We start from the raw sequence: 21708 nt of genomic DNA on the forward strand, positions 1-21708 counted from the left end.
AAATGCAGAAAAGATTCAAAACTCTCATGATCGCAACAACCATTGCGCTGTCGGCGTGTGGTGGAGGTGGTGGAAGCCCGGGTGAAACCCAGGAGCACTACACCATTACTTTACGTGCGGACAAGGCACAGTTGCCGATCAATATCGCCGACGCGCTGCCCGGTCTTGGTGCTTACCGACCCTACACAACAACTCTTTACGTTGAAGCCCGAAAAGGAAATTTACCAATACCTGGTGGCGAGGATATTTTTGCATGTAATGTCGCGGGAGGTTTGGATTCCGGTGCGCTGTATTATCTGGATGGTAAATCGGAGCACGAAACAGAAGTTGATGATGGCAATGGTGGGACGGTTAAAGTTCCTAGCGCATATCGAAATATTACGCTAGGCTCAAACGCTGGTGGCAATTCTTTTCATTTCCATGCAGGGGACCAGGCGGGAAATGCCCGCATTACGTGTACGGTTCAAGACCCTCTTGATAAGCAACAAAGATCAGCCAGCGTGGAGATTTCCGTTGGAGGTGCAACGGGCAAGCCTGCCAGCGTCCGTCTGGCAGCCCAAGTCAATGATATTCTGGGAACCAAGTTCAATGCGAACGGTATTCTGAATCAAATGGCCATTCAGGCGTTTGTCATGGATGATGCGAATCAGCCAACTGGCAGCACGTCGGGTTCGAATGTACAGGTTCGTATTCTCTCGGGAACCGACGCAGCCGTAGGCGCCCGTTTGGTTGCGGGGAGCCAGAGTGGCAGTGTGCTTCAGTTGCCTTCGATTGGCGGGGTTGCACTCTTTTCGCTGCTGAGCGGTACGGAAACCGGCACGATCTTCCTGGAAATGACTGCTGATCGTGCTGACAACAATGTAAGCAACGGCATCTCGGATCCGATGGTTGGCATTCTCCCGATTCAAGTGATGGCGGCACGTACAGTTGCGCCTACGATCGATAATAAGGATCTAGGAACCATTACTAAGGGTATCCCATTCACGGCATACTTGGAGGCGAAGAACGGTTTGCCACCCTTCACCTGGGCGGCTACTGGCCTGCCTACAGGGCTCACCGTGGATGCGAGTACGGGTATTCTGAGCGGTACGGTAAGCCAGGATGCGGCAGAGCGTGAGTACCGTGTTACGGTCACTGCCACTGATAAGAACAAGATATCTGCAACTGCCACGATTACATTCAAGGTGGTCGGCGGCCTGCCAGAAGATTTTGCCATCGGCGATTGCAACTCTACGGCAGTTTGCTCGCTGGGATCTGCGCCTGTCGGGAAAAACTTCACTTATTCGTTCGTCTCGTCGACAACGGGTGTGACGTGGTCCTTTGGCGGTTTGCCAGCGTGGTTGACTGCAGGAACATCGCCTACGGCTGGCGTTTTGAATGGCGTACCGAAGGTGACTAATTGCGGTAGCCAACGATTCTTGGTCACGGCGACGAAGGGGGCGACGTCGGTGACTCGCACGTTCAATATTGACGTTGTGACCGGACCAATACCTCCTGGTGGTGTGCCGGAAGATTACACGTGCCCCTGAGTAGCTAGCTCGCCACCCCTGAGAGAGATGGAGGGTGGCAGGTAATTAATCAGAATTTCTATGACTTTATCCCCGGCATGTCCGGGGATTTTTTCGTCTCGAGTTTGAGCGACCGGGTGATTCTGGCTCCTGACTAGCATCTTCTCCAGATTGGTTTTTGTCAGGCGAGGTGGAGGTCTTGCTTAGCATGGTTGGTGCACGCACACACACCCGTCGGGGCGAATCTTTCTCGCCACAGGGCGTATGTGGACGCTCTTGCCGGGATTGATTTGTCCCCGGCATCTCCAGCATGCACAATAGCTTTGGCGACGAAGCATCGCGTCGTCGTAAAAATACCTTTTTTTATGTCCCTTACTGCCCAAGAAGTCGCTATTGACTTAGGTGACCGCAGCTATCGCATTGCGATTGGCGGTGGCCTATTGAGTAGTGCCACCACTTATGATGGCCTGCCGCGCGCCGGTGCCGCATTGATTGTGAGCAATACAACGGTCGCCCCGCTCTACATGGCGGCACTGAGGGCCGCGCTGTCGGAGCGCTACCCGCAGGTTCATGAGGTACGGTTGCCGGATGGCGAAGCACACAAGGACTGGCAGACCCTGCAGAAGATTTTTGATGTGCTGCTGGAGCGCGGCTGCGACCGCAAGACGGTCCTGTTTGCGCTCGGTGGTGGTGTAGTGGGTGATATGACCGGCTTCGCCGCTGCGAGCTACATGCGTGGTGTGCCATTCGTGCAGGTGCCGACCACGTTACTGGCGCAGGTGGATTCATCCGTGGGGGGCAAAACGGCGATCAACCATCCGCAGGGCAAGAACATGATCGGCGCGTTTTATCAGCCTCAGCTGGTGGTGTGCGATCTGGATGTGCTCGACACGCTGCCTCCGCGCGAACTCAGCGCGGGTCTGGCGGAAGTAATCAAGTATGGACCGATCGCGGACATGGCTTTCATGGAATGGCTTGAAGCCCATATCGATGCCCTGCTGGCGCGCGACCGCGCTGCGCTGGTCCACGCCGTGCGTCGCAGTTGTGAGATAAAGGCATGGGTGGTGGGGCAGGACGAACGTGAATCGGGCTTGCGTGCCATTCTGAATTTTGGCCACACCTTTGGACATGCGATCGAAGCCGGAATGGGATATGGCGCTTGGTTGCATGGTGAAGGTGTGGGAGCCGGTATGGTGATGGCAGCTGAGCTGTCGCATCGCCTGGGTCTTGTGGATGCGGCCTTTGTGCAGCGACTCACGGTGCTGATCGCCCGCGCTGGGCTGCCCACCCAAGGACCAGTGCTTGATTCAAACGACAACGCGGGACGCTACCTGGAGCTGATGCGCGTGGACAAGAAATCGGAAGCAGGCGAAATTCGTTTTGTCGTCATCGATGGTCCCGGCCGAGCTGCCCTGCGTTCCGCGCCCGACCGTCTGGTGCGTGACGTGATCGATGCCTGCTGCAAGTGATACAAACGCGATGCAATTGCAATGCCGATTGCTGCTATTTTTTTGTAGCTAGAAATGCTCGATAAAGACGGAGCGCTGGCCCCCAATTGGGGGCGCAACTCGGATCTCCGCCCCTATGCCTGCGACCCCGCAGTGAGCCGTGGGCGGCGCTATCCTGAGGCAGCTGCGCCTACGCGGACGGAGTACCAGAGGGATCGGGATCGAATTGTTCACTCCACAGCGTTTCGGCGGCTGGTCTATAAGACGCAGGTTTTTCTTAACCACGAAGGCGACCTGTTCCGTACTCGCCTGACCCACTCGCTGGAAGTAGCCCAACTCGGGCGTTCCATAGCACGTTCACTGCGCATCAATGAGGATTTGGTAGAGGCCATCTCGTTGGCCCATGACCTGGGCCACACGCCCTTCGGGCATGCCGGCCAGGACGCACTGCATGGCTGCATGGCCGAGCACGGGGGCTTCGAGCACAACCTGCAGAGCTTGCGCGTGGTGGACAAGCTGGAGGAGCGCTATCCACAGTATGACGGGCTGAATCTCACGTTCGAAACGCGGGAAGGGATTCTCAAGCATTGTTCCCGGCAGCACGCCCGGCAGCTGGAAGACGAAGAGCCCGATGGCGTCGGTGCGAGGTTCTTGCGCCACGAACAGCCGAGCCTGGAGGCACAGTTGTGCAATCTGGCAGACGAGATCGCCTACAACGCGCACGATATCGACGACGGTGTGCGCTCGGGGCTGATCACGCTGGACCAGTTGCAGGATGTGCCATTGTTCGACGAGTACCGGGCTGCTGCCGAGTCGGAGCATCCGGACCTCGCCCAGCTGCCACGCCAGCGGCGCCTGCTGTACGAGGCCATACGGCGCATGCTCAGCGCGCAGGTCTATGACGTGATCGACACCACTAGGACGGCGCTCGCACGGCATGGCCCGGCCAGCGTCGATGGAGTTCGCCAAGCCCCCGCGCTGGTGATGTTCAGTGATGGCATGCGGGAGCGCTCCCAGGTTCTCAAGCGGTTTCTTTTCAAGAATCTGTACCGCCATCCGCGTGTGATGGAGACCACGGGCCGCGCGCAGGAAGTGGTTCGCGACCTGTTCGCGGCTTACACGGCGTCGCCGCAAGAGATGAAGGCAGCTTTCGCGGAGCAGGCCTCGGCAGACCAGGGCCCGTTGAGAGCACGGGCGGTGGCGGATTTCATTGCGGGCATGACCGACCGATTTGCGGCGCGCGAACATGAGCGCCTTACTGGGCGGCGACTTCTCGACTGAGGGCTGCGCGCGGCTGTGCGCATGTGGGGCGTGTCGTTGCAGGCGGAGGCTGTCGCCGGAGGCAATGGCGCCCGGTAAAATCCGCAGGCACTTCATTGCGCTCCGCGCGCCTCCCCATGACTTCATTCCCTTCCACGGCTACGGTGGGCTCCGAGGAGCCTGCCGCATTGTTCATTCGCGACACGGTCCAGTGGCTCGAGCGGGCGGTGATCGGCCTCAACCTGTGCCCCTTTGCAAAGGGCGTTCACGTGAAGGGGCAGATTCACTACGCGGTAGCGCTGACCGAGGATTTGGCGACGATTCTGGAGGTACTGCGCAGTGAACTTGCCGCCCTGGCGGCTACTCCTTCCGAGGTGCGAGACACCACGCTGCTGATCCTTCCCCATTGCCTCCATGATTTCCTGGATTTCAACGACTTCCTGGAAGAGGCGGAGGCCGTGCTGGAAGAAATGGGCATGGAAGGCACGCTGCAGATCGCCAGCTTTCACCCGCAGTTCCAGTTTGCGGGTACGCGGGAGGACGATGTGACCAACTGCACCAACCGCTCATCCTATCCCACGTTGCACCTGCTGCGCGAAGAGAGCATCGACCGCGCTGTCGAGGTGTTCCCCGAGGCGGAAACGATCTTCGAGCGGAACATCGAGGTTTTGCAAGAACTAGGCATGTCGGGGTGGGCCGCCCTGAGCGTAGGGCCAGGGGTCTCCCTGCCGGCACCGCCAGCGGTAAAAGATACGGAGCGATGACCATGGCAATGACGAAAGCCGCGAAAGAGAAAGCTGCCCGCACCCATTCCCAGGCGCCGGGCTCCTCGGGTAGTGGTGCTGGCGCTAAGGCCAAGGCTGCCCCGACCGGGGAACTGTCCGAGCTGCGGCCCGGGCAATCTGTGGAATTGCTCAAGGAGCTGCACATCCTCACGCGCGATGGGCGCCTCAATCAGGACTCGCGGCGCAAGCTCAAGCAGGTGTACCACCTGTTCAACTTCATCGAACCACTGCTCGCAGAGCTGTCCACCACCAGCCAGGGGCCCACGCTCGCAGACCATGGCGCGGGCAAGTCGTACCTGGGCTTCATCCTGTATGACCTGTATTTCAAGGCGCTCGGGCGTGGCCATATCTACGGCGTGGAGACGCGCGCCGAGCTCGTGGAAAAGTCGCGTGTGCTGGCGCACAAGCTGGGCTTTCAGCGCATGTCGTTCCTGAATGTGTCCGTGGCGGAATCCACTGGCGCAGATGAATTGCCAGCCCACATCGACGTGGTCACCGCCCTGCATGCCTGTGACACGGCCACCGACGATGCCATCGCCTTCGGCCTGCAGAAAAACGCCCGGGCCATGGTGCTGGTGCCTTGCTGCCAGGCCGAAATGGCCGCCTGCCTGCGCCAGGGCAAGGCCCTGCAGCTGGCGCGCACGCCACTGGCCGAGCTCTGGCGCCATCCGCTGCACACCCGCGAGCTGGGAAGCCAGGTCACCAATGTGCTGCGCTGCCTGTACCTGGAGGCCAGTGGCTACCAGGTCACGGTGACGGAGTTGGTGGGCTGGGAGCACAGCATGAAGAACGAGCTCATCATTGCCCGGTACACAGGCCAGAAAAAGCGCAGCGCCTCGGATCGGCTGCGCGCCATTCTGGAAGAGTTCGGGCTCGACAGGGCGCTGGGGGCGCGTTTTGGATTGAAGCCGCAGGCTGGCGATACGCTAGTGGCTGCGGACGCAGTGCCACACTAGCCTCGCACCGCAGGCAGGGCTCCGCCTGGACGGGATAATCGGGGACGGATTTATGATCGCCCCCCATCCTTGCTCCCGTCGACATCCATGGCCCGCCTGCCACGCCTGACCTTGCCCGGTCATCTGCACCACGTCATCCAGCGTGGAAACAACCGCCAAAGCATCTTCATCGACCACGAAGACTTCGAGAGCATGCTATTGCTGCTGGCGGACAACGCTCAGAAATACGGGGTGGCTGTGCATGCCTATGTGCTGATGGACAACCACTTCCATCTGCTGGCAACTCCCACCACCGTCGATGGCTTGCCGCAGATGATGCAGGCGGTGGGGCGGTGCTATGTGCAGTATTTCAACCGTCGCCATGCCCGCACCGGTACATTGTGGGAGGGGCGCTACCGCTCCACGGTGCTGCAGCCTGAGCGGTACCTGCTTCCGTGCATGGTCTACCTCGATCTGAACCCCGTGCGCACGGGGCAGGTGGTGCAGGCCTGCGACTACGTGTGGTCCAGCCACGCCCATTGGCTGGGCCTGCGCCACGACCGCCTGCTCACGCCCCATGCCCTGTACTGGGCGCTGGGCAACACGCCGTTTGCGCGCGAGGCGGCGTACGCCGCACTGGTTCAGGCGGGCATCGGATCGCAAGAGCAGGCCGCGCTGACGTCATCCGTGCTCAGCGGCTGGGCGCTGGGCGACCCCGGCTTTGTGCAAGAGTTGCAAAAACACACTCCGCGTCGGGTGACCCGGGGACAGGCGGGACGGCCGGCGCTTCACAAAAAATCTGAATGATTCGTGGCCATGCATAAGGCCGCATCGGGTCTATGGCTACCAAAAATGATGTGTCCCCAATAAAAATGATGAGCTGATCTGTAGCTATTGATTAAGAATCTGACCCTAATTAATGTGCTTGCCAAAAGATGTTGCAATGCACTAATCTTCCACTCCCTGCGAAAAATATGAGGAGTGCGCCATGACCACGGCTGCCGAGATCCAGCATCTGCAACAACACGGTTTGTATTCATCGGGTAACGAACACGACGCCTGCGGGCTCGGCTTCGTGGCCCACATCAAGGGTGAAAAGCGCCACGACATCGTGACGCAGGCCCTGAAGATCCTGGAGAACATCGACCACCGCGGGGCGGTGGGTGCCGACAAGCTCATGGGTGACGGTGCCGGCATCCTGATCCAGATTCCCGACGCGCTGTACCGCGAGGAAATGGCGAAGCTGGGCGTCACGCTGCCCGCCGCCGGTGAATACGGCGTGGGCATGATCTTCCTGCCCAAGGAGCATGCCTCGCGCCTGGCTTGCGAGCAGGAGATGGAGCGTGCCATCAGGGCCGAAGGCCAGGTGCTGCTCGGCTGGCGCGATGTGCCGGTGAACCGCGACATGCCCATGTCGCCCACCGTGCGCAAGAAGGAGCCCATCCTGCGCCAGGTGTTCATCGGCCGTGGCAACGATGTGATCGTGCAGGACGCGCTGGAGCGCAAGCTGTACGTGATCCGCAAGACCGCCAGCGCCAACATCCAGGCGCTGAAGCTCAAGCACAGCAAAGAGTACTACGTGCCGAGCATGTCCAGCCGCACCGTGGTCTACAAGGGCCTGCTGCTGGCCGACCAGGTGGGCACCTACTACCTGGACCTGCAGGACGAGCGCTGCATCTCGGCCGTGGGCCTGGTGCACCAGCGTTTTTCCACCAACACATTCCCCGAGTGGCCCCTGGCCCACCCGTACCGCTACGTGGCGCACAACGGTGAAATCAACACCGTCAAGGGCAACTACAACTGGATGAAGGCGCGCGAAGGCGTGATGGCCTCGCCCGTGCTCGCGGCCGACCTGCAAAAGCTCTATCCCATCAGCTTCGCTGACCAGTCCGACACCGCCACGTTCGACAACTGCCTGGAGCTGCTGACCATGGCCGGCTATCCCATCAGCCAGGCCGTGATGATGATGATCCCAGAGCCCTGGGAGCAGCACACCACCATGGACGAGCGCCGCCGCGCCTTCTATGAATACCACGCCGCCATGCTCGAGCCCTGGGACGGCCCGGCGTCCATCGTGTTCACCGACGGCCGCCAGATCGGCGCCACGCTGGACCGCAACGGCCTGCGCCCCTCGCGCTACTGCATCACCGATGACGACCTGGTCATCATGGGCTCGGAATCCGGCGTGCTGCCCATCCCCGAGAACAAGATCGTGCGCAAGTGGCGCCTTCAGCCCGGCAAGATGTTCCTGATCGACCTGGAACAGGGCCGCATGATCGACGACGACGAACTGAAAGCCAACATCGTCAACACCAAGCCCTACAAGCAGTGGATCGAGAACCTGCGCATCAAGCTCGACAGCGTGGGCACCGACACCGCGTCCACCCCTGAGGCCGCACCCTTGCCGCTGCTCGACCGCCAGCAGGCCTTCGGCTACACGCAGGAAGACATCAAGTTCCTGATGGCCCCCATGGCCAGGAACGGCGAAGAAGGCATCGGCTCCATGGGCAACGACAGCCCGCTGGCCGTGCTCTCGGGCAAGAACAAGCCGCTGTACAACTACTTCAAGCAGCTGTTCGCGCAGGTGACGAACCCGCCGATCGACCCGATCCGCGAGGCCATCGTGATGTCGCTCAACAGCTTCATCGGCCCCAAGCCGAACCTGCTGGACATCAACCAGGTCAACCCACCGATGCGGCTCGAAGTGAGCCAGCCCGTGCTGGACTTCGCCGACATGGCCAAGCTGCGCAACATCGAGAAGTACACGCAGGGCAAGTTCAAGAGCGCCACCATCGACATCACCTACCCGCTGGACTGGGGCCGTGAGGGCGTGGAAGCCAAGCTCGCCTCGCTGTGCGCGCAGGCCGTGGACGCCATCAAGGGCGGCGCCAACATCCTGATCGTCAGCGACCGTGCCGTGAGCGCCACCCAGGTGGCCATCCCCGCGCTGCTGGCCCTGTCGGCCATCCACCAGCACCTGGTGGGCGCAGGCCTGCGCACCACGGCCGGCCTGGTGGTCGAGACCGGCACCGCGCGCGAAGTGCACCACTTCGCCGTGCTGGGCGGCTACGGCGCCGAGGCCGTGCACCCCTATCTGGCCATGGAAACCCTGGCCGACATGCACAAGGACCTCGCGGGCGACCTGTCGGCCGACAAGGCCATCTACAACTACGTCAAGGCCATCGGCAAGGGCCTGTCCAAGATCATGTCCAAGATGGGCGTGAGCACGTACATGAGCTACTGCGGTGCCCAGCTGTTCGAGGCCATCGGCCTGAATACGGAAACCGTGGGCAAGTACTTCACCGGCACCGCCAGCCGCGTGGAAGGCATCGGCGTCTTCGAGATCGCCGAGGAAGCCATCCGCATGCACAAGGCCGCCTTCGGTGACGACCCGGTGCTCGAGACCATGCTGGACGCCGGTGGCGAATATGCCTGGCGCGCCCGTGGCGAAGAGCACATGTGGAGCCCCGATGCGATCGCCAAGCTGCAGCACAGCACGCGCGCCAACAACTGGAACACGTACAAGGAATACGCACAGATCATCAACGACCAGAGCAAGCGCCACATGACGCTGCGCGGCCTGTTCGAGTTCAAGATCGACCCTGCCAAGGCCATCCCCGTGGACGAGGTCGAGCCCGCCAAGGAGATCGTCAAGCGCTTCGCCACGGGCGCCATGTCCCTGGGCTCCATCTCCACCGAGGCGCATGCCACGCTGGCCGTGGCCATGAACCGCATCGGCGGCAAGAGCAACACCGGCGAGGGCGGCGAGGACGCCGCGCGCTACCGCAACGAACTCAAGGGCATCCCGATCAAGCAGGGCGATACGCTCAAGAGCGTGATCGGCGCCGAGAACGTCGAAGTCGACCTGCCCCTGCAGGATGGCGACTCCCTGCGCAGCCGCATCAAGCAGGTGGCTTCGGGCCGCTTCGGGGTCACGGCCGAATACCTGTCGTCGGCCGACCAGATCCAGATCAAGATGGCTCAGGGCGCCAAGCCCGGCGAAGGCGGCCAGCTGCCGGGCGGCAAGGTCTCCAACTACATCGGCAAGCTGCGCCACAGCGTGCCCGGCGTGGGCCTGATCTCGCCCCCGCCGCACCATGACATCTACTCCATCGAAGATCTGGCCCAGCTTATCCACGACCTGAAGAACGTGGCGCCGCACGCCAGCATCAGCACCAAGCTGGTGTCCGAAGTCGGCGTGGGCACCATCGCCGCGGGTGTGACCAAGTGCAAGAGCGACCACCTCGTGATCGCCGGCCATGACGGCGGCACGGGCGCATCGCCCTGGTCGTCCATCAAGCATGCGGGCGGCCCCTGGGAGATCGGCCTGGCCGAAACCCAGCAGACCCTGGTGCTCAACCGCCTGCGCGGCCGCGTGCGCGTGCAGGCCGACGGCCAGATGAAGACTGGCCGCGACGTCGCCATCGGCGCGTTGCTCGGTGCCGACGAGTTCGGTTTCGCCACGGCACCCCTGGTGGTCGAGGGCTGCATCATGATGCGCAAGTGCCACCTGAACACCTGCCCGGTGGGTGTGGCCACGCAGGACCCCGCGCTGCGCGCCAAGTTCTCGGGCAAGCCCGAGCACGTGGTCAACTACTTCTTCTTCATCGCCGAGGAAGTGCGCCAGATCATGGCCCAGCTGGGCATCCGCAAGTTCGACGACCTGATCGGCCGCACCGATCTGCTCGACATGCGCCAGGGACTGGAACACTGGAAGGCACGTGGCCTGGACTTCGGCCGCCTGTTCGCCCAGCCCAACGTGCCCGCCGATGTGCCGCGCTTCCACGTGGATGTGCAGGACCACAACATCGAGCACACGCTGGACCGCAAGCTCATCGAGCGCAGCAAGCCCGCCATTGAAAAGGGCGAGCGCGTGCAGTTCATCGAGGTGGCGCGCAACGTGAACCGCTCCGTGGGCGCCATGCTCTCTGGTGCCGTGACGCGCGTGCACCCCGAGGGCCTGCCGGACGACACCATCCGCATCCAGCTCGAAGGCACGGGCGGGCAGTCGTTCGGCGCGTTCCTCACGCGCGGCATCACGCTGTACCTGATCGGCGACGCCAACGACTACACGGGCAAGGGCCTGTCGGGCGGCCGCGTGATCGTGCGCCCCAGCATCGACTTCCGCGGCGACGCGGTGCGCAACACCATCGTGGGGAACACCGTGATGTACGGTGCCACCACGGGTGAAGCCTTCTTCAGCGGCGTGGCGGGCGAGCGCTTCGCGGTGCGCCTGTCGGGTGCCACGGCGGTGGTCGAAGGCACGGGCGACCACGGTTGCGAGTACATGACCGGCGGCACGGTGGTGGTGCTGGGCAAGACGGGCCGCAACTTCGCCGCGGGCATGAGCGGCGGTGTGGCCTATGTCTATGACGAGGACGGCCAGTTCGACACGCGCTGCAACATGGCCATGGTCAGCCTGGAGCGCATCCTTCCGGCTGAAGAGCAGAAGGCCAGCGTGCCCCGCGCCATCTGGCACAACGGCCAGACCGACGAGGCACAGCTCAAGAAGCTGCTGGAGGACCACAACCGCTGGACGGGCAGCAAGCGTGCGCGCGAGCTCCTGGACAACTGGGCGGCATCGCGCAGCAAGTTCGTCAAGGTCTTCCCGACCGAGTACAAGCGTGCGTTGGCTGAAATTTATGAACGAAAAGTGCTGGAGGAGTCCGCTACGCCAGCGGTAGCTGCTACCAAAAAAGAAGCGGTCTCCGCCAAGTAAGGCGATGCCGCAGAGACCAGCACAGCATTCATAGACAAGGACATCGTCATGGGAAAAACTACCGGCTTCATGGAATACGAGCGCATCGAAGAGGGCTACAAGCCCGTGCCCGAGCGCTTGAAGCACTACAAGGAATTCGTCATCGGCCTCGACGAGAGCCAGGCTAAGGTGCAGGGCGCGCGCTGCATGGACTGCGGCACGCCGTTCTGCAACAACGGCTGTCCGGTCAACAACATCATTCCGGACTTCAACGACCTGGTGTACCACCAGGACTGGAAGAGCGCGATCGAGGTGCTGCACAGCACCAACAATTTCCCCGAGTTCACCGGTCGCATCTGCCCGGCGCCTTGCGAGGCGGCCTGCGTGCTCAACGTGAACGACGACGCCGTGGGCATCAAGTCCATCGAGCACGCCATCATCGACCGGGCCTGGGACGAAGGCTGGGTGCAGGCGCGTCCTGCCAAGCACCAGACCGGCAAGAAAGTGGCCGTGGTGGGCTCGGGCCCAGCCGGCATGGCGGCCGCGCAGCAACTGGCGCGCGCCGGACACAGCGTCACGCTGTTCGAGAAGAATGACCGCGTGGGCGGCCTGCTGCGCTACGGCATCCCGGACTTCAAGATGGAGAAGTCGCACATCGACCGCCGCGTCAAGCAGCTCGAAGCCGAAGGCGTGGTCATTCGCACCAGCGTGTTCGTGGGCGCGCCCAAGGACGGCCTGGGCAAGGGCTCCAAGGTCACCAACTGGGCCAAGGAAACCGTCACGCCCGAGCAGCTCCACAAGGAGTTCGACGCCGTGCTGCTGACCGGCGGCGCCGAGCAGTCGCGCGACCTGCCCGTGCCCGGCCGTGATCTGGACGGCATCCACTTCGCCATGGAATTCCTGCCCCAGCAGAACAAGGTCAACGCGGGCGACAAGCTCAAGGGACAGCTGCGCGCCGACGGCAAGCACGTCATCGTGATCGGTGGCGGCGACACCGGCAGCGACTGCGTGGGCACGAGCAACCGCCACGGTGCGGCGAGCGTCACGCAGTTCGAGCTGATGCCCCAGCCCCCCGAAGAAGAAAACCGCCCCATGACCTGGCCCTACTGGCCGATCAAGCTGCGCACCAGCTCCAGCCATGAAGAGGGCTGCGAGCGCGAGTTCGCGATCTCCACCAAGGAGTTCATCGGCGACGGGAAAGACGGAAAGTCCGGCAAAGTCACCGGCCTCAAGACCGTGCGCGTCGAGTGGAAGGACGGCAAGATGGTTGAGGTGGCCGGCTCCGAGCAGATCCTCAAGGCGGACCTCGTGCTGCTGGCCATGGGCTTCGTGAGCCCCGTGGCTGCCGTGCTGGAGGCGTTTGGCGTGGACAAGGATGCCCGCGGCAACGCCCGCGCCACCACGGACTTCGATGGCGGCTACGCGACCAACGCGCCCAAGGTGTTTGCCGCCGGCGACATCCGCCGGGGCCAGTCGCTGGTGGTGTGGGCCATTCGTGAAGGCCGCCAGGCCGCCCGTGCCGTGGATGAGTTCCTGATGGGATATTCCGACCTGCCGCGCTGAGGCAGTGTCGCACTGCAACAACGGCGCCCTGGGGCGCCGTTTTTTTTCGCCCGAGGGAGCGGCAGCGCCACCGGCGCGGCCAGGACGCCCGTCGGTCAGGGCCTTGGAGCAGAGCGCAGCGGATGGCGGCCTTTATTGGCACAATCGGTGCCTGTCAATCCGGGGTTGCCGCACGCGGGATAGCTCCCGTGGCCCCGCCGGCGGCGGTGTTGAAACGCAAACATACATGAATGTATGTTTCTTCAGCTACCATCGCCGCTGTGTGAGCGCAGCATGTTCCCATGCGTCGCGGCCGCCCGTTCTCCGGATTTCCGAACCCCTTCCATTGCATGCCTGAGTCTTCCTGTCTTGCCGAATTGCGCAATGTCACGTTCTCCTACGGTGACCGCGTCATCCTGCGCGACGTGACATTGGCGGTGCCCAGGGGCAAGGTGACGGCGCTGATGGGTGCCTCCGGAGGGGGCAAGACCACGGTGCTGCGCCTGATCGGCGGCCAGCAGCGCGCGCAGGCTGGCCAGGTGCTCCTGAATGGCGACGACGTGGGGCGCATGGACACCCGCCAGCTCTATGCAGCGCGCCGCCGCATGGGCATGCTGTTCCAGTTCGGGGCGCTGTTCACGGATCTGAGCGTGTTTGAGAACGTGGCGTTCCCGCTGCGCGAGCACACCGACCTGTCCGAGGCGCTGATCCGGGACGTGGTGCTGATGAAGCTCCATGCCGTGGGCCTGCGCGGCGCGCGCGACCTGATGCCCAGCCAGATTTCCGGGGGCATGGCGCGGCGCGTGGCGCTGGCGCGTGCCATTGCGCTGGACCCCGAACTGGTGATGTATGACGAGCCGTTTGCGGGGCTGGACCCCATTTCCCTGGGGACGGCGGCGCAGCTGATCCGTCAGCTCAACGATGCCCTGGGCCTCACGAGCATCGTGGTCTCGCACGACCTGGAAGAGACCTTCCGGCTTGCGGACCATGTGATCATTCTGGGCGCGGGCGTGGTGGCCGCGCAGGGCACGCCCGACGAGGTGCGGGCGAGCGCCGACCCGCTGGTCCACCAGTTCGTGAACGCGCTGCCGACCGGGCCCGTGCCGTTTCACTACGCGGGCCCGACCGTGGAGCAGGACTTCGGTCCGTTCGGGGGGCGGGTGCTATGAGCTGGTACAAGCCGTCCGACGTGGGCTTCGCCGTGCGCCAGAAACTGTCCGATATCGGCATGGCCGCCCGTCTGTTCGCGCGGCTGCTGCAGCTGGCGGGCGCGGCCTTCATACGGCCGTCGCTGGTGCGCGACCAGATCCATTTTCTGGGCAACTACTCGCTGGCCATCATCGCGGTGTCGGGCCTGTTCGTGGGTTTTGTCCTGGGCCTGCAGGGCTACTACACGCTGCAGCGGTACGGGGCTTCCGAAGCCCTGGGGATGCTGGTGGCGCTGTCGCTGGTGCGTGAGCTCGGGCCCGTGGTGACGGCCCTGCTGTTCGCCGGCCGCGCGGGCACCTCGCTCACGGCCGAGATCGGCCTCATGCGCGCGGGCGAGCAGCTTTCCGCCATGGAGATGATGGCCGTGGACCCGGTGCGCCGCATCCTCGCGCCGCGGTTCTGGGCCGGTGTGATCACCATGCCCCTGCTGGCGGCGGTGTTCAGCGCCGTGGGGGTGGCCGGCGGGTGGATCGTGGGCGTGCTCATGATCGGCGTCGACCACGGGGCGTTCTGGAGCCAGATGCAGGGCGGCGTGGACGTCTGGCGCGATCTGGGCAACGGCGTGATCAAGAGCGTGGTCTTCGGCTTCACCGTCACGTTCGTGGCGCTGCTGCAGGGGTATGCCGCCAAGCCCACGCCCGAAGGCGTGGCGCGCGCCACTACCCGCACGGTGGTCATGGCGTCCCTGGCCGTGCTGGCGCTGGACTTCGTGCTCACGGCCCTGATGTTCAGTATCTGAGGCGGGCCCGAAAAGCCGCCGGAGTGGAGAAATCAAACAATGCAACCATCCAAAAACGATCTCTGGGTAGGGCTGTTCGTCATGCTCGGCACGGTGGCGCTGGTCTTCCTGGCGCTGCAGTCGGCCAACCTGCTGAGCCTGAACTTCCAGCCCGGCTACCGCATCACCGCGCGCTTTGACAACATTGGCGGCCTCAAGCCCCAGGCCGCGGTGCGCGGTGCCGGCGTGGTGGTGGGCCGTGTGGAGTCCATCACGTTCGACGACAAGACTTACCAGGCGCGGGTGACGCTGGCGATGGAAAACCGCTACGCTTTCCCCAAGGACAGCTCCCTCAAGATCCTCACCAGCGGCCTGCTGGGTGAACAGTACATCGGCATCGAGGCCGGTGCCGACGAGAAGAACCTGGTGGCGGGCGACATGGTCACCGCCACGCAGTCGGCCGTGGTCCTCGAGAACCTGATCGGACAATTCCTCTACAACAAGGCCGAAGACGGCAGCAACAGCAAGCCCGCAGGGGCAGGTGACAAGAAATGACGACGATGACCAAGCTTTCCCAACCCGCCGCCCGCGCCGCCGCGTGGCTGGCCTTTCTGCTGGGAGCGGCACTGCTCACGGGCTGCGCCACGGTGGCCAACCCGGACCCGCGCGACCCGCTGGAGTCCTACAACCGCAGCATGACCAACTTCAACGAGCAGGTCGATGCGATGGTGCTCAAGCCGGTGGCGATTGCCTACAAGGAAGCCACGCCCGCACCGGTGCGCACGGGCGTCAGCAACTTCTTCGCCAACGTGGGAGATGTGTGGTCGTTCGTGAACAACGTGCTGCAATTGCGGGCGGAAGCCGCCGCGTCCACCTTCATGCGCGTCAACGTGAACACCTTCATGGGCCTGGGCGGCGTGCTCGATATCGCCAGCGAACTGGGCATCGACCGCTACAAGCAGGATTTCGGCCTCACGCTGGGGTACTGGGGCATGGGCACGGGCCCATACCTGGTGCTGCCGATCCTGGGCCCCTCCACCGTGCGCGACACGCTGGCCCTGCCCGTCGACTGGAAGGGCAACGCGGTGAGCTATGTGGACCCGGTATCGGCCCGCAATGCGCTGTATGCACTGCGTGCCGTGGATGTGCGCGCCAACCTGCTGCGCGCGGGGTCCGTGCTCGACAGCGCCGCCCTGGACAAGTACAGCTTCACCCGCGACGTGTTCCTGCAGGTGCGCAGCCAGCAGCAGGCGGGCACGGCGCAAAATGGCGACGACAAGGACGAGCGCAACGCCAATGATGGCGTGTTGCCCGAAGAGCCTCCGCGCTGAGGCGGTGGCGCAATCCGTGGCGGGCCATGCCCGGGGCAGGCGTGTTGCACTTGCTTGCAATCCGCAACCCGCGCGACGCACGGGGCCTGCGCTGGCCGCCCACAATGAATGAACGCCGGGTGCCACCGGCGCCCGCAGCTCCCGAGAAAGTAGAAGACATCATGACGATGAACCGACGTACCCTGGGCCACATGGCCCTGTGCCTGACGGCCGTGGCCGCGCTGGGCGCCGCGCCCCTGGCCGCCCTGGCCGCGGATGAAGCTCCCGATGCGCTGATCAAGCGCCTGTCGGCCGATGTGCTCAGCACCGTGAAGGCGGACAAGGCCATCCAGAGCGGCGACTTGGCAAAGATCATCGCGCTGGTGGACAAGACCGTGATGCCCAACGTGAACTTCCGCCGCATGACCGCCGCGGCGGTGGGCCCCGGCTGGCGCCAGGCCACCCCCGAGCAGCAAAAACGCCTGCAGGACGAGTTCAAGGTCCTGCTGGTGCGCACCTACGCGGGGGCGCTGGCGCAGGTGAACGACCAGACCATCCAGGTCAAGCCCCTGCGGGCCGCCCCGGAGGACAAGGACGTGCTGGTGCGCACCGAAATCGTCGGCCGTGGCGATCCGATCCAGCTGGACTACCGGCTGGAAAAAACCCCCGGCGACGGTGCGGGCTGGAAAATCTACAACCTGAACGTGCTGGGCGTGTGGCTGGTGGAAACCTACCGCGGCCAGTTCGCGCAGGAGATCAACGCCAAGGGCATCGACGGCCTGATCGAGACCCTGGTGGCCCGCAACAAGAGCAATGCCGGCGCCAAGGGCTGAAATGGCACACCGGTTTCATGCGCCGCGGCCGGCGCGCGGCACCATGGGGCACTGACATGCTGGTATTGCCCGCCGAACTGACCCACCGCCAGGCCACGGTGTGCCTGCACATGCTGCTGCAGGGCCTGAAGGCGCACCGCGAGCCCTGCGTCATGGTGGATGCCCATGCGCTGGCGGTGTTTGACACGTCGGCGCTGGCGGTGCTGCTCGAATGCCGGCGCGAAGCGATCGACGATGGCAAGACCTTTGCCGTCCAAGGCCTGCCCGCCGCCCTGCGCAGCCTGGCGGGGCTGTATGGCGTGGGCACGCTGCTCGCGCCAGCGTCCTGACAGCGGCGGCAGGCCGGGCCGGCGACGGCCCAGGGGCCGTGCCAGACCCCGGTCGGCGCTCTTTGGTGCAAGGCCGTAAAATCAGGGGCTTCATGCCCGCAGTCTCATTCCAAGCCATCTCCAAGACCTTTGCCACGCCCAAAGGCCCTTTCCAGGCACTGAACCAGGTCAGCCTGGACATCGAGGAGGGCGAGTTCTTCGGGCTCCTGGGCCCCAACGGTGCCGGCAAGACCACCCTCATCAGCATTCTCGCGGGCCTGGCCCGTGCCAGCAGCGGCCGTGTGCTGGTGCAGGGCAGCGACGTGCAGGCCGACTTTGCCCAGGCGCGCCGCAAGCTGGGCGTGGTGCCGCAGGAGCTGGTGTTCGACCCTTTCTTCAACGTGCGCGAGTCGCTGCGCATCCAGTCTGGCTACTTCGGCGTGAAGAACAACGAAGCCTGGATCGACGAACTGCTGGAAAACCTGGGCCTGGCCGACAAGGCCACGGCCAACATGCGCCAGCTGTCGGGCGGCATGAAGCGCCGCGTGCTCGTGGCGCAGGCGCTGGTGCACAAGCCACCCATCATCGTGCTCGACGAGCCCACTGCGGGCGTGGACGTGGAGTTGCGCCAGACGCTCTGGCATTTCGTGGCGCGCCTGAACAAGGAAGGCCACACCGTGCTGCTGACCACGCACTATCTGGAAGAAGCCGAGGCCCTGTGTGGCCGCATCGCCATGCTCAAGTCGGGCCGCATCGTGGCCCTGAACCGCACGAGCGAGCTGCTGCAGGCGGCCTCCGGCAGCATCCTGCAGTTCAAGACCGATGCGGTCCTGCCGCCTTCGCTCAACGCGCTCGCCCGCGTCACGGGCCGCATCGTGCAGTTGCCCGCGCACGACGCGGCCGAGATCGAAAGCCATCTGGCCGCGCTGCGGGTGGCGGGCGTGGACGTGCATGACATGGAGATCCGCCGGCCCGACCTGGAAGACGTTTTCCTGCAGGTGATGTCGGGCACCTCGGCATCCAATATTCCTCTGGCGGGGGTGGAGGCTGCCGCAGCGCCGGGCCGCCCCAGGCAGGGCGCAGTCCCCTTGGGGGGCGGCGCGGAGACCGCAGTGCCGAGCGTGGGAGCACAACGATGACCGGCTGGCAGACCCTGTTCTACAAGGAGGTGCTGCGCTTCTGGAAGGTGAGCTTCCAGACCGTGGCCGCGCCCGTGCTCACGGCCGTGCTGTACCTGCTGATCTTCGGCCACGTGCTCGAAGACCATGTGAAGGTCTACGACCGCATCAGCTACACCGCCTTCCTGGTGCCGGGCCTCGTGATGATGAGCGTGCTGCAGAACGCCTTCGCCAACAGCTCGTCGAGCCTGATCCAGAGCAAGATCATGGGCAGCCTGGTGTTCGTGCTGCTCACGCCGCTGTCGCACTGGGCCTGGTTCCTGGCCTATGTGGGCTCGTCCATCGTGCGCGGGCTGGTGGTGGGGCTGGGGGTGTTCATCGTCACGCTGGCGTTCGCCCGGCCCGAGTTCGCCGCGCCGCTGTGGATTCTTGCGTTCGCCTTCCTGGGGGCGGCCTTGCTGGCCACGCTGGGGCTGATTGCCGGGCTGTGGGCCGACAAGTTCGACCAGCTCGCGGCGTTCCAGAACTTCGTGGTGGTGCCGATGACGTTCCTCTCGGGCGTGTTCTATTCCATCCAGTCGCTGCCGCCCTTCTGGCAGACCGTGAGCCACCTCAACCCGTTCTTCTACATGATCGACGGTTTCCGCTACGGCTTCTTTGGCCAGAGCGATACCTCGCCGTGGCTCAGTCTCTCCATCGTGGGCGTGGCCTGGCTGGCCGTGAGTGCCCTGGCGGTCCACCTGCTGCGCACCGGCTACAAAATTCGGAATTGACATGACCGCAGACCAACTCAAAGACATCATCGCCGCTGGCCTGGCCTGCGAGCACATCGCGCTCGAGGGTGACGGCCGCCACTGGTACGCCACCATCGTCTCGGCCGAATTCGAGGGCCGGCGCGCCATCCAGCGGCACCAGCGCGTGTACGCCACGCTGGGCGCCAAAATGCACACCGACGAGGTGCATGCGCTGTCGATGAAGACCTTCACGCCCGCTGAATGGGCCGCGCAGCCCCGGTGATTGCTGGAATGCTCCTCTTTTAATAGCTGCCTGCGCTTGATGGAAAAGCGCTGGCGGCACTTTTTATTCATATTTCTGGTTTCGAGATGGACAAACTCCTGATCCGCGGCGGCCGCCGCCTGCATGGCGAGGTGCTGGTATCCGGCGCCAAGAACGCCGCCCTGCCGGAGTTGTGCGCCGCGCTGCTCACGGCCGAGCCAGTCACGCTGCTGAACGTGCCGCAGCTGCAGGACGTGAGCACCATGCTCACACTGATCCGCAACATGGGCGTGGCGGCCGCGCGTGCCGACGATGGCACGGTGCGCATCGATGCCAGCGGCCTGAACACGCCCGAGGCGCCGTACGAGCTGGTCAAGACCATGCGCGCCTCGGTGCTCGCGCTGGGCCCGCTGCTGGCGCGCTTCGGCGAGGCCACGGTGTCGCTGCCCGGCGGCTGCGCCATCGGCTCGCGCCCGGTGGACCAGCACATCAAGGGCCTGGCCGCCATGGGCGCCGACATCGTGGTCGAGCACGGCTACATGATCGCCAAGCTGCCCGCAGGCTGGACGCGACTGAAGGGCGCGCGCATCACCACCGACATGGTCACGGTGACGGGCACCGAGAACTTCCTCATGGCCGCCGCGCTGGCCGAGGGCGAGACCGTGCTGGAGAACGCCGCGCAGGAGCCCGAGATCTCCGACCTGGCCGAGATGCTGATCGCCATGGGCGCGAAGATCGAAGGCCACGGCACCAGCCGCATCCGCATCCAGGGCGTCGAGAAGCTGCACGGCTGCACCCACCGCGTGGTGGCCGACCGCATCGAGGCCGGCACCTTCCTGTGCGCCGTGGCCGCCACGGGCGGCGACGTGGTGCTGCGCCATGGCCGCGCCGACCACCTGGACGCCGTGATCGAGAAGCTGCGCGAGGCCGGTGTGCAGGTGCAGGCCGTCGACGGCGGCATCCGCGTGCAGAGCGCGGGCGGCGCCACGCTCAAGGCGCAGGGCTTTCGCACCACCGAGTACCCCGGCTTTCCCACCGACATGCAGGCGCAGTTCATGGCGCTCGACTGCATCGCGCAGGGCACGGCCACGGTGACCGAGACGATTTTTGAAAACCGCTTCATGCACGTCGACGAGCTGGTGCGCCTGGGTGCCAAGATCCAGACCGACGGCAAGGTCGCCATCATCGAGGGCGTGCCCCGCCTGTCGGGCGCCACCGTGATGGCCACCGACCTGCGCGCCTCGGCCAGCCTGGTCATCGCGGGCCTGGTGGCCGACGGCGAAACCATGGTGGACCGCATCTACCATCTGGACCGCGGCTACGACTGCATGGAAGCGAAATTGCGCGGCATCGGCGCGGACATTGAACGGATCACAGCATGAGCAGCAGCATGATTACCCTGGCGCTTTCCAAAGGCCGCATCTTCGACGAAACCCTGCCTTTGCTCGCCGCCGCCGGCATCGAGGTGCTGGAAGACCCCGAAAAGTCGCGCAAGCTGATCCTGCCCACCAACCAGCCCAACGTGCGCGTGGTGCTGGTGCGCGCGACCGATGTGCCCACTTACGTGCAGTACGGCGGCGCCGACATCGGCGTGACCGGCAAGGACACGCTCATCGAACACGGCGGCCAGGGCCTGTACCAGCCGCTGGACCTGCAGATCGCCAAGTGCCGCGTGAGCGTGGCCGTGCGCAACGATTTCGACTACGCCCGTGCCGTCAAGCAGGGTTCGCGCCTGAAGGTCGCCACCAAGTACACCAGCATCGCGCGCGACTTCTTCGCGACCAAGGGCGTGCACGTGGACATGATCAAGCTCTACGGCAGCATGGAACTCGCACCGCTCACCGGGCTGGCCGATGCCATCGTGGACCTGGTCTCCACCGGCAACACGCTCAAGGCCAACCACCTGGTGGAGGTCGAGCGCATCATGGACATCAGCTCGCACCTCGTGGTCAACCAGGCCGCGCTCAAGCTCAAGCAGGCGCCGCTGCGCCGCATCATCGATGCGTTCGCCTCGGCCATTCCTGCGGAAAAGAATTGACC

Annotated in this window: 19 protein-coding genes; all 19 read left to right on the forward strand. The window is 64.2% G+C overall.

The window, feature by feature from the left end; genetic code table 11:
* Nucleotides 1–2 precede the first annotated feature (2 nt).
* Nucleotides 3–1529, forward strand: a complete 1527-nt coding sequence (locus tag KW843_RS02045; RefSeq protein ID WP_218293423.1) for a putative Ig domain-containing protein — start codon at nucleotides 3–5, stop codon at nucleotides 1527–1529.
* Between the two features lie 344 nt (nucleotides 1530–1873).
* Nucleotides 1874–2977 (forward strand): 3-dehydroquinate synthase, encoded by a 1104-nt coding sequence (aroB, locus tag KW843_RS02050; RefSeq protein ID WP_218293424.1) that lies wholly within the window; start codon nucleotides 1874–1876, stop codon nucleotides 2975–2977.
* Between the two features lie 54 nt (nucleotides 2978–3031).
* The gene (locus tag KW843_RS02055) at nucleotides 3032–4237 is read left to right on the forward strand and encodes a deoxyguanosinetriphosphate triphosphohydrolase (RefSeq protein ID WP_218293425.1); all 1206 of its coding nucleotides are present in this window, start codon (nucleotides 3032–3034) and stop codon (nucleotides 4235–4237) included.
* 116 nt (nucleotides 4238–4353) lie between these two features.
* Nucleotides 4354–4980 carry a DUF1415 domain-containing protein gene (locus KW843_RS02060; RefSeq protein WP_218293426.1) on the forward strand — a complete coding sequence of 209 codons (627 nt, stop codon included), beginning with the start codon at nucleotides 4354–4356 and terminating at the stop codon, nucleotides 4978–4980.
* Nucleotides 4981–4988: 8 nt separating this feature from the next.
* Nucleotides 4989–5957, forward strand: coding sequence for an SAM-dependent methyltransferase (locus KW843_RS02065; RefSeq protein WP_218294403.1), 969 nt, complete (start codon nucleotides 4989–4991; stop codon nucleotides 5955–5957).
* Nucleotides 5958–6044: 87 nt separating this feature from the next.
* A complete protein-coding gene (locus tag KW843_RS02070; protein ID WP_218293427.1) occupies nucleotides 6045–6743 on the forward strand; it encodes a transposase in 699 nt (232 codons plus the stop codon).
* A 181-nt stretch (nucleotides 6744–6924) separates the two neighbouring features.
* Entirely contained in the window at nucleotides 6925–11655 is a 4731-nt protein-coding gene (locus KW843_RS02075) for a glutamate synthase-related protein (protein WP_218293428.1), read from the forward strand.
* 48 nt (nucleotides 11656–11703) lie between these two features.
* Nucleotides 11704–13197: a glutamate synthase subunit beta gene (locus KW843_RS02080; RefSeq protein WP_218293429.1), complete on the forward strand. Its 1494-nt coding sequence runs from the start codon at nucleotides 11704–11706 to the stop codon at nucleotides 13195–13197.
* Between the two features lie 329 nt (nucleotides 13198–13526).
* Nucleotides 13527–14345 carry an ABC transporter ATP-binding protein gene (locus tag KW843_RS02085; protein WP_218293430.1) on the forward strand — a complete coding sequence of 273 codons (819 nt, stop codon included), beginning with the start codon at nucleotides 13527–13529 and terminating at the stop codon, nucleotides 14343–14345.
* Nucleotides 14342–15124, forward strand: coding sequence for a lipid asymmetry maintenance ABC transporter permease subunit MlaE (gene mlaE / locus KW843_RS02090; protein ID WP_218293431.1), 783 nt, complete (start codon nucleotides 14342–14344; stop codon nucleotides 15122–15124). Before KW843_RS02085 ends, mlaE begins: the two co-directional genes overlap by 4 nt.
* 39 nt (nucleotides 15125–15163) lie before the next feature.
* Nucleotides 15164–15658 (forward strand): outer membrane lipid asymmetry maintenance protein MlaD, encoded by a 495-nt coding sequence (gene mlaD, locus KW843_RS02095; protein ID WP_218293432.1) that lies wholly within the window; start codon nucleotides 15164–15166, stop codon nucleotides 15656–15658.
* Between the two features lie 5 nt (nucleotides 15659–15663).
* The gene (locus KW843_RS02100) at nucleotides 15664–16434 is read left to right on the forward strand and encodes a VacJ family lipoprotein (protein ID WP_370627806.1); all 771 of its coding nucleotides are present in this window, start codon (nucleotides 15664–15666) and stop codon (nucleotides 16432–16434) included.
* A 161-nt stretch (nucleotides 16435–16595) separates the two neighbouring features.
* On the forward strand, nucleotides 16596–17246 hold the full coding sequence (locus KW843_RS02105) for a phospholipid-binding protein MlaC (RefSeq protein WP_218293434.1): 651 nt from the start codon (nucleotides 16596–16598) through the stop codon (nucleotides 17244–17246).
* Between the two features lie 56 nt (nucleotides 17247–17302).
* Nucleotides 17303–17575, forward strand: a complete 273-nt coding sequence (locus KW843_RS02110; protein ID WP_218293435.1) for a lipid asymmetry maintenance protein MlaB — start codon at nucleotides 17303–17305, stop codon at nucleotides 17573–17575.
* A gap of 92 nt (nucleotides 17576–17667) precedes the next feature.
* On the forward strand, nucleotides 17668–18693 hold the full coding sequence (locus KW843_RS02115; RefSeq protein WP_218293436.1) for an ABC transporter ATP-binding protein: 1026 nt from the start codon (nucleotides 17668–17670) through the stop codon (nucleotides 18691–18693).
* Nucleotides 18690–19445 (forward strand): ABC transporter permease, encoded by a 756-nt coding sequence (locus KW843_RS02120; RefSeq protein ID WP_218293437.1) that lies wholly within the window; start codon nucleotides 18690–18692, stop codon nucleotides 19443–19445. Before KW843_RS02115 ends, KW843_RS02120 begins: the two co-directional genes overlap by 4 nt.
* A gap of 1 nt (nucleotide 19446) precedes the next feature.
* A complete protein-coding gene (locus tag KW843_RS02125) occupies nucleotides 19447–19689 on the forward strand; it encodes a BolA family protein (RefSeq protein WP_218293438.1) in 243 nt (80 codons plus the stop codon).
* Between the two features lie 86 nt (nucleotides 19690–19775).
* Nucleotides 19776–21050, forward strand: a complete 1275-nt coding sequence (gene murA / locus KW843_RS02130; RefSeq protein ID WP_218293439.1) for a UDP-N-acetylglucosamine 1-carboxyvinyltransferase — start codon at nucleotides 19776–19778, stop codon at nucleotides 21048–21050.
* Nucleotides 21047–21706, forward strand: coding sequence for an ATP phosphoribosyltransferase (gene hisG, locus KW843_RS02135; protein ID WP_370627805.1), 660 nt, complete (start codon nucleotides 21047–21049; stop codon nucleotides 21704–21706). The genes murA and hisG overlap by 4 nt, the downstream gene beginning before the upstream one ends.
* Nucleotides 21707–21708 lie beyond the last annotated feature (2 nt).

The sequence above is a fragment of the Acidovorax sp. sif1233 genome (assembly GCF_019218755.1).
In the GTDB taxonomy this organism is placed as follows: domain Bacteria; phylum Pseudomonadota; class Gammaproteobacteria; order Burkholderiales; family Burkholderiaceae_C; genus Acidovorax.

Coding starts and splice junctions, on each gene's coding strand:
- KW843_RS02065 (WP_218294403.1), top strand. CDS start 4,989: ATGACGAAAGCCGCGAAAGAGAAAGCTGCCCGCACCCATTCCCAGGCG.
- KW843_RS02075 (WP_218293428.1), top strand. CDS start 6,925: ATGACCACGGCTGCCGAGATCCAGCATCTGCAACAACACGGTTTGTAT.
- KW843_RS02105 (WP_218293434.1), top strand. CDS start 16,596: ATGACGATGAACCGACGTACCCTGGGCCACATGGCCCTGTGCCTGACG.
- KW843_RS02125 (WP_218293438.1), top strand. CDS start 19,447: ATGACCGCAGACCAACTCAAAGACATCATCGCCGCTGGCCTGGCCTGC.
- KW843_RS02085 (WP_218293430.1), top strand. CDS start 13,527: ATGCCTGAGTCTTCCTGTCTTGCCGAATTGCGCAATGTCACGTTCTCC.
- KW843_RS02080 (WP_218293429.1), top strand. CDS start 11,704: ATGGGAAAAACTACCGGCTTCATGGAATACGAGCGCATCGAAGAGGGC.
- KW843_RS02055 (WP_218293425.1), top strand. CDS start 3,032: ATGCTCGATAAAGACGGAGCGCTGGCCCCCAATTGGGGGCGCAACTCG.
- mlaE (WP_218293431.1), top strand. CDS start 14,342: ATGAGCTGGTACAAGCCGTCCGACGTGGGCTTCGCCGTGCGCCAGAAA.
- hisG (WP_370627805.1), top strand. CDS start 21,047: ATGAGCAGCAGCATGATTACCCTGGCGCTTTCCAAAGGCCGCATCTTC.
- KW843_RS02115 (WP_218293436.1), top strand. CDS start 17,668: ATGCCCGCAGTCTCATTCCAAGCCATCTCCAAGACCTTTGCCACGCCC.
- murA (WP_218293439.1), top strand. CDS start 19,776: ATGGACAAACTCCTGATCCGCGGCGGCCGCCGCCTGCATGGCGAGGTG.
- KW843_RS02070 (WP_218293427.1), top strand. CDS start 6,045: ATGGCCCGCCTGCCACGCCTGACCTTGCCCGGTCATCTGCACCACGTC.
- mlaD (WP_218293432.1), top strand. CDS start 15,164: ATGCAACCATCCAAAAACGATCTCTGGGTAGGGCTGTTCGTCATGCTC.
- KW843_RS02100 (WP_370627806.1), top strand. CDS start 15,664: ATGACCAAGCTTTCCCAACCCGCCGCCCGCGCCGCCGCGTGGCTGGCC.
- KW843_RS02120 (WP_218293437.1), top strand. CDS start 18,690: ATGACCGGCTGGCAGACCCTGTTCTACAAGGAGGTGCTGCGCTTCTGG.
- aroB (WP_218293424.1), top strand. CDS start 1,874: ATGTCCCTTACTGCCCAAGAAGTCGCTATTGACTTAGGTGACCGCAGC.
- KW843_RS02060 (WP_218293426.1), top strand. CDS start 4,354: ATGACTTCATTCCCTTCCACGGCTACGGTGGGCTCCGAGGAGCCTGCC.
- KW843_RS02045 (WP_218293423.1), top strand. CDS start 3: ATGCAGAAAAGATTCAAAACTCTCATGATCGCAACAACCATTGCGCTG.
- KW843_RS02110 (WP_218293435.1), top strand. CDS start 17,303: ATGCTGGTATTGCCCGCCGAACTGACCCACCGCCAGGCCACGGTGTGC.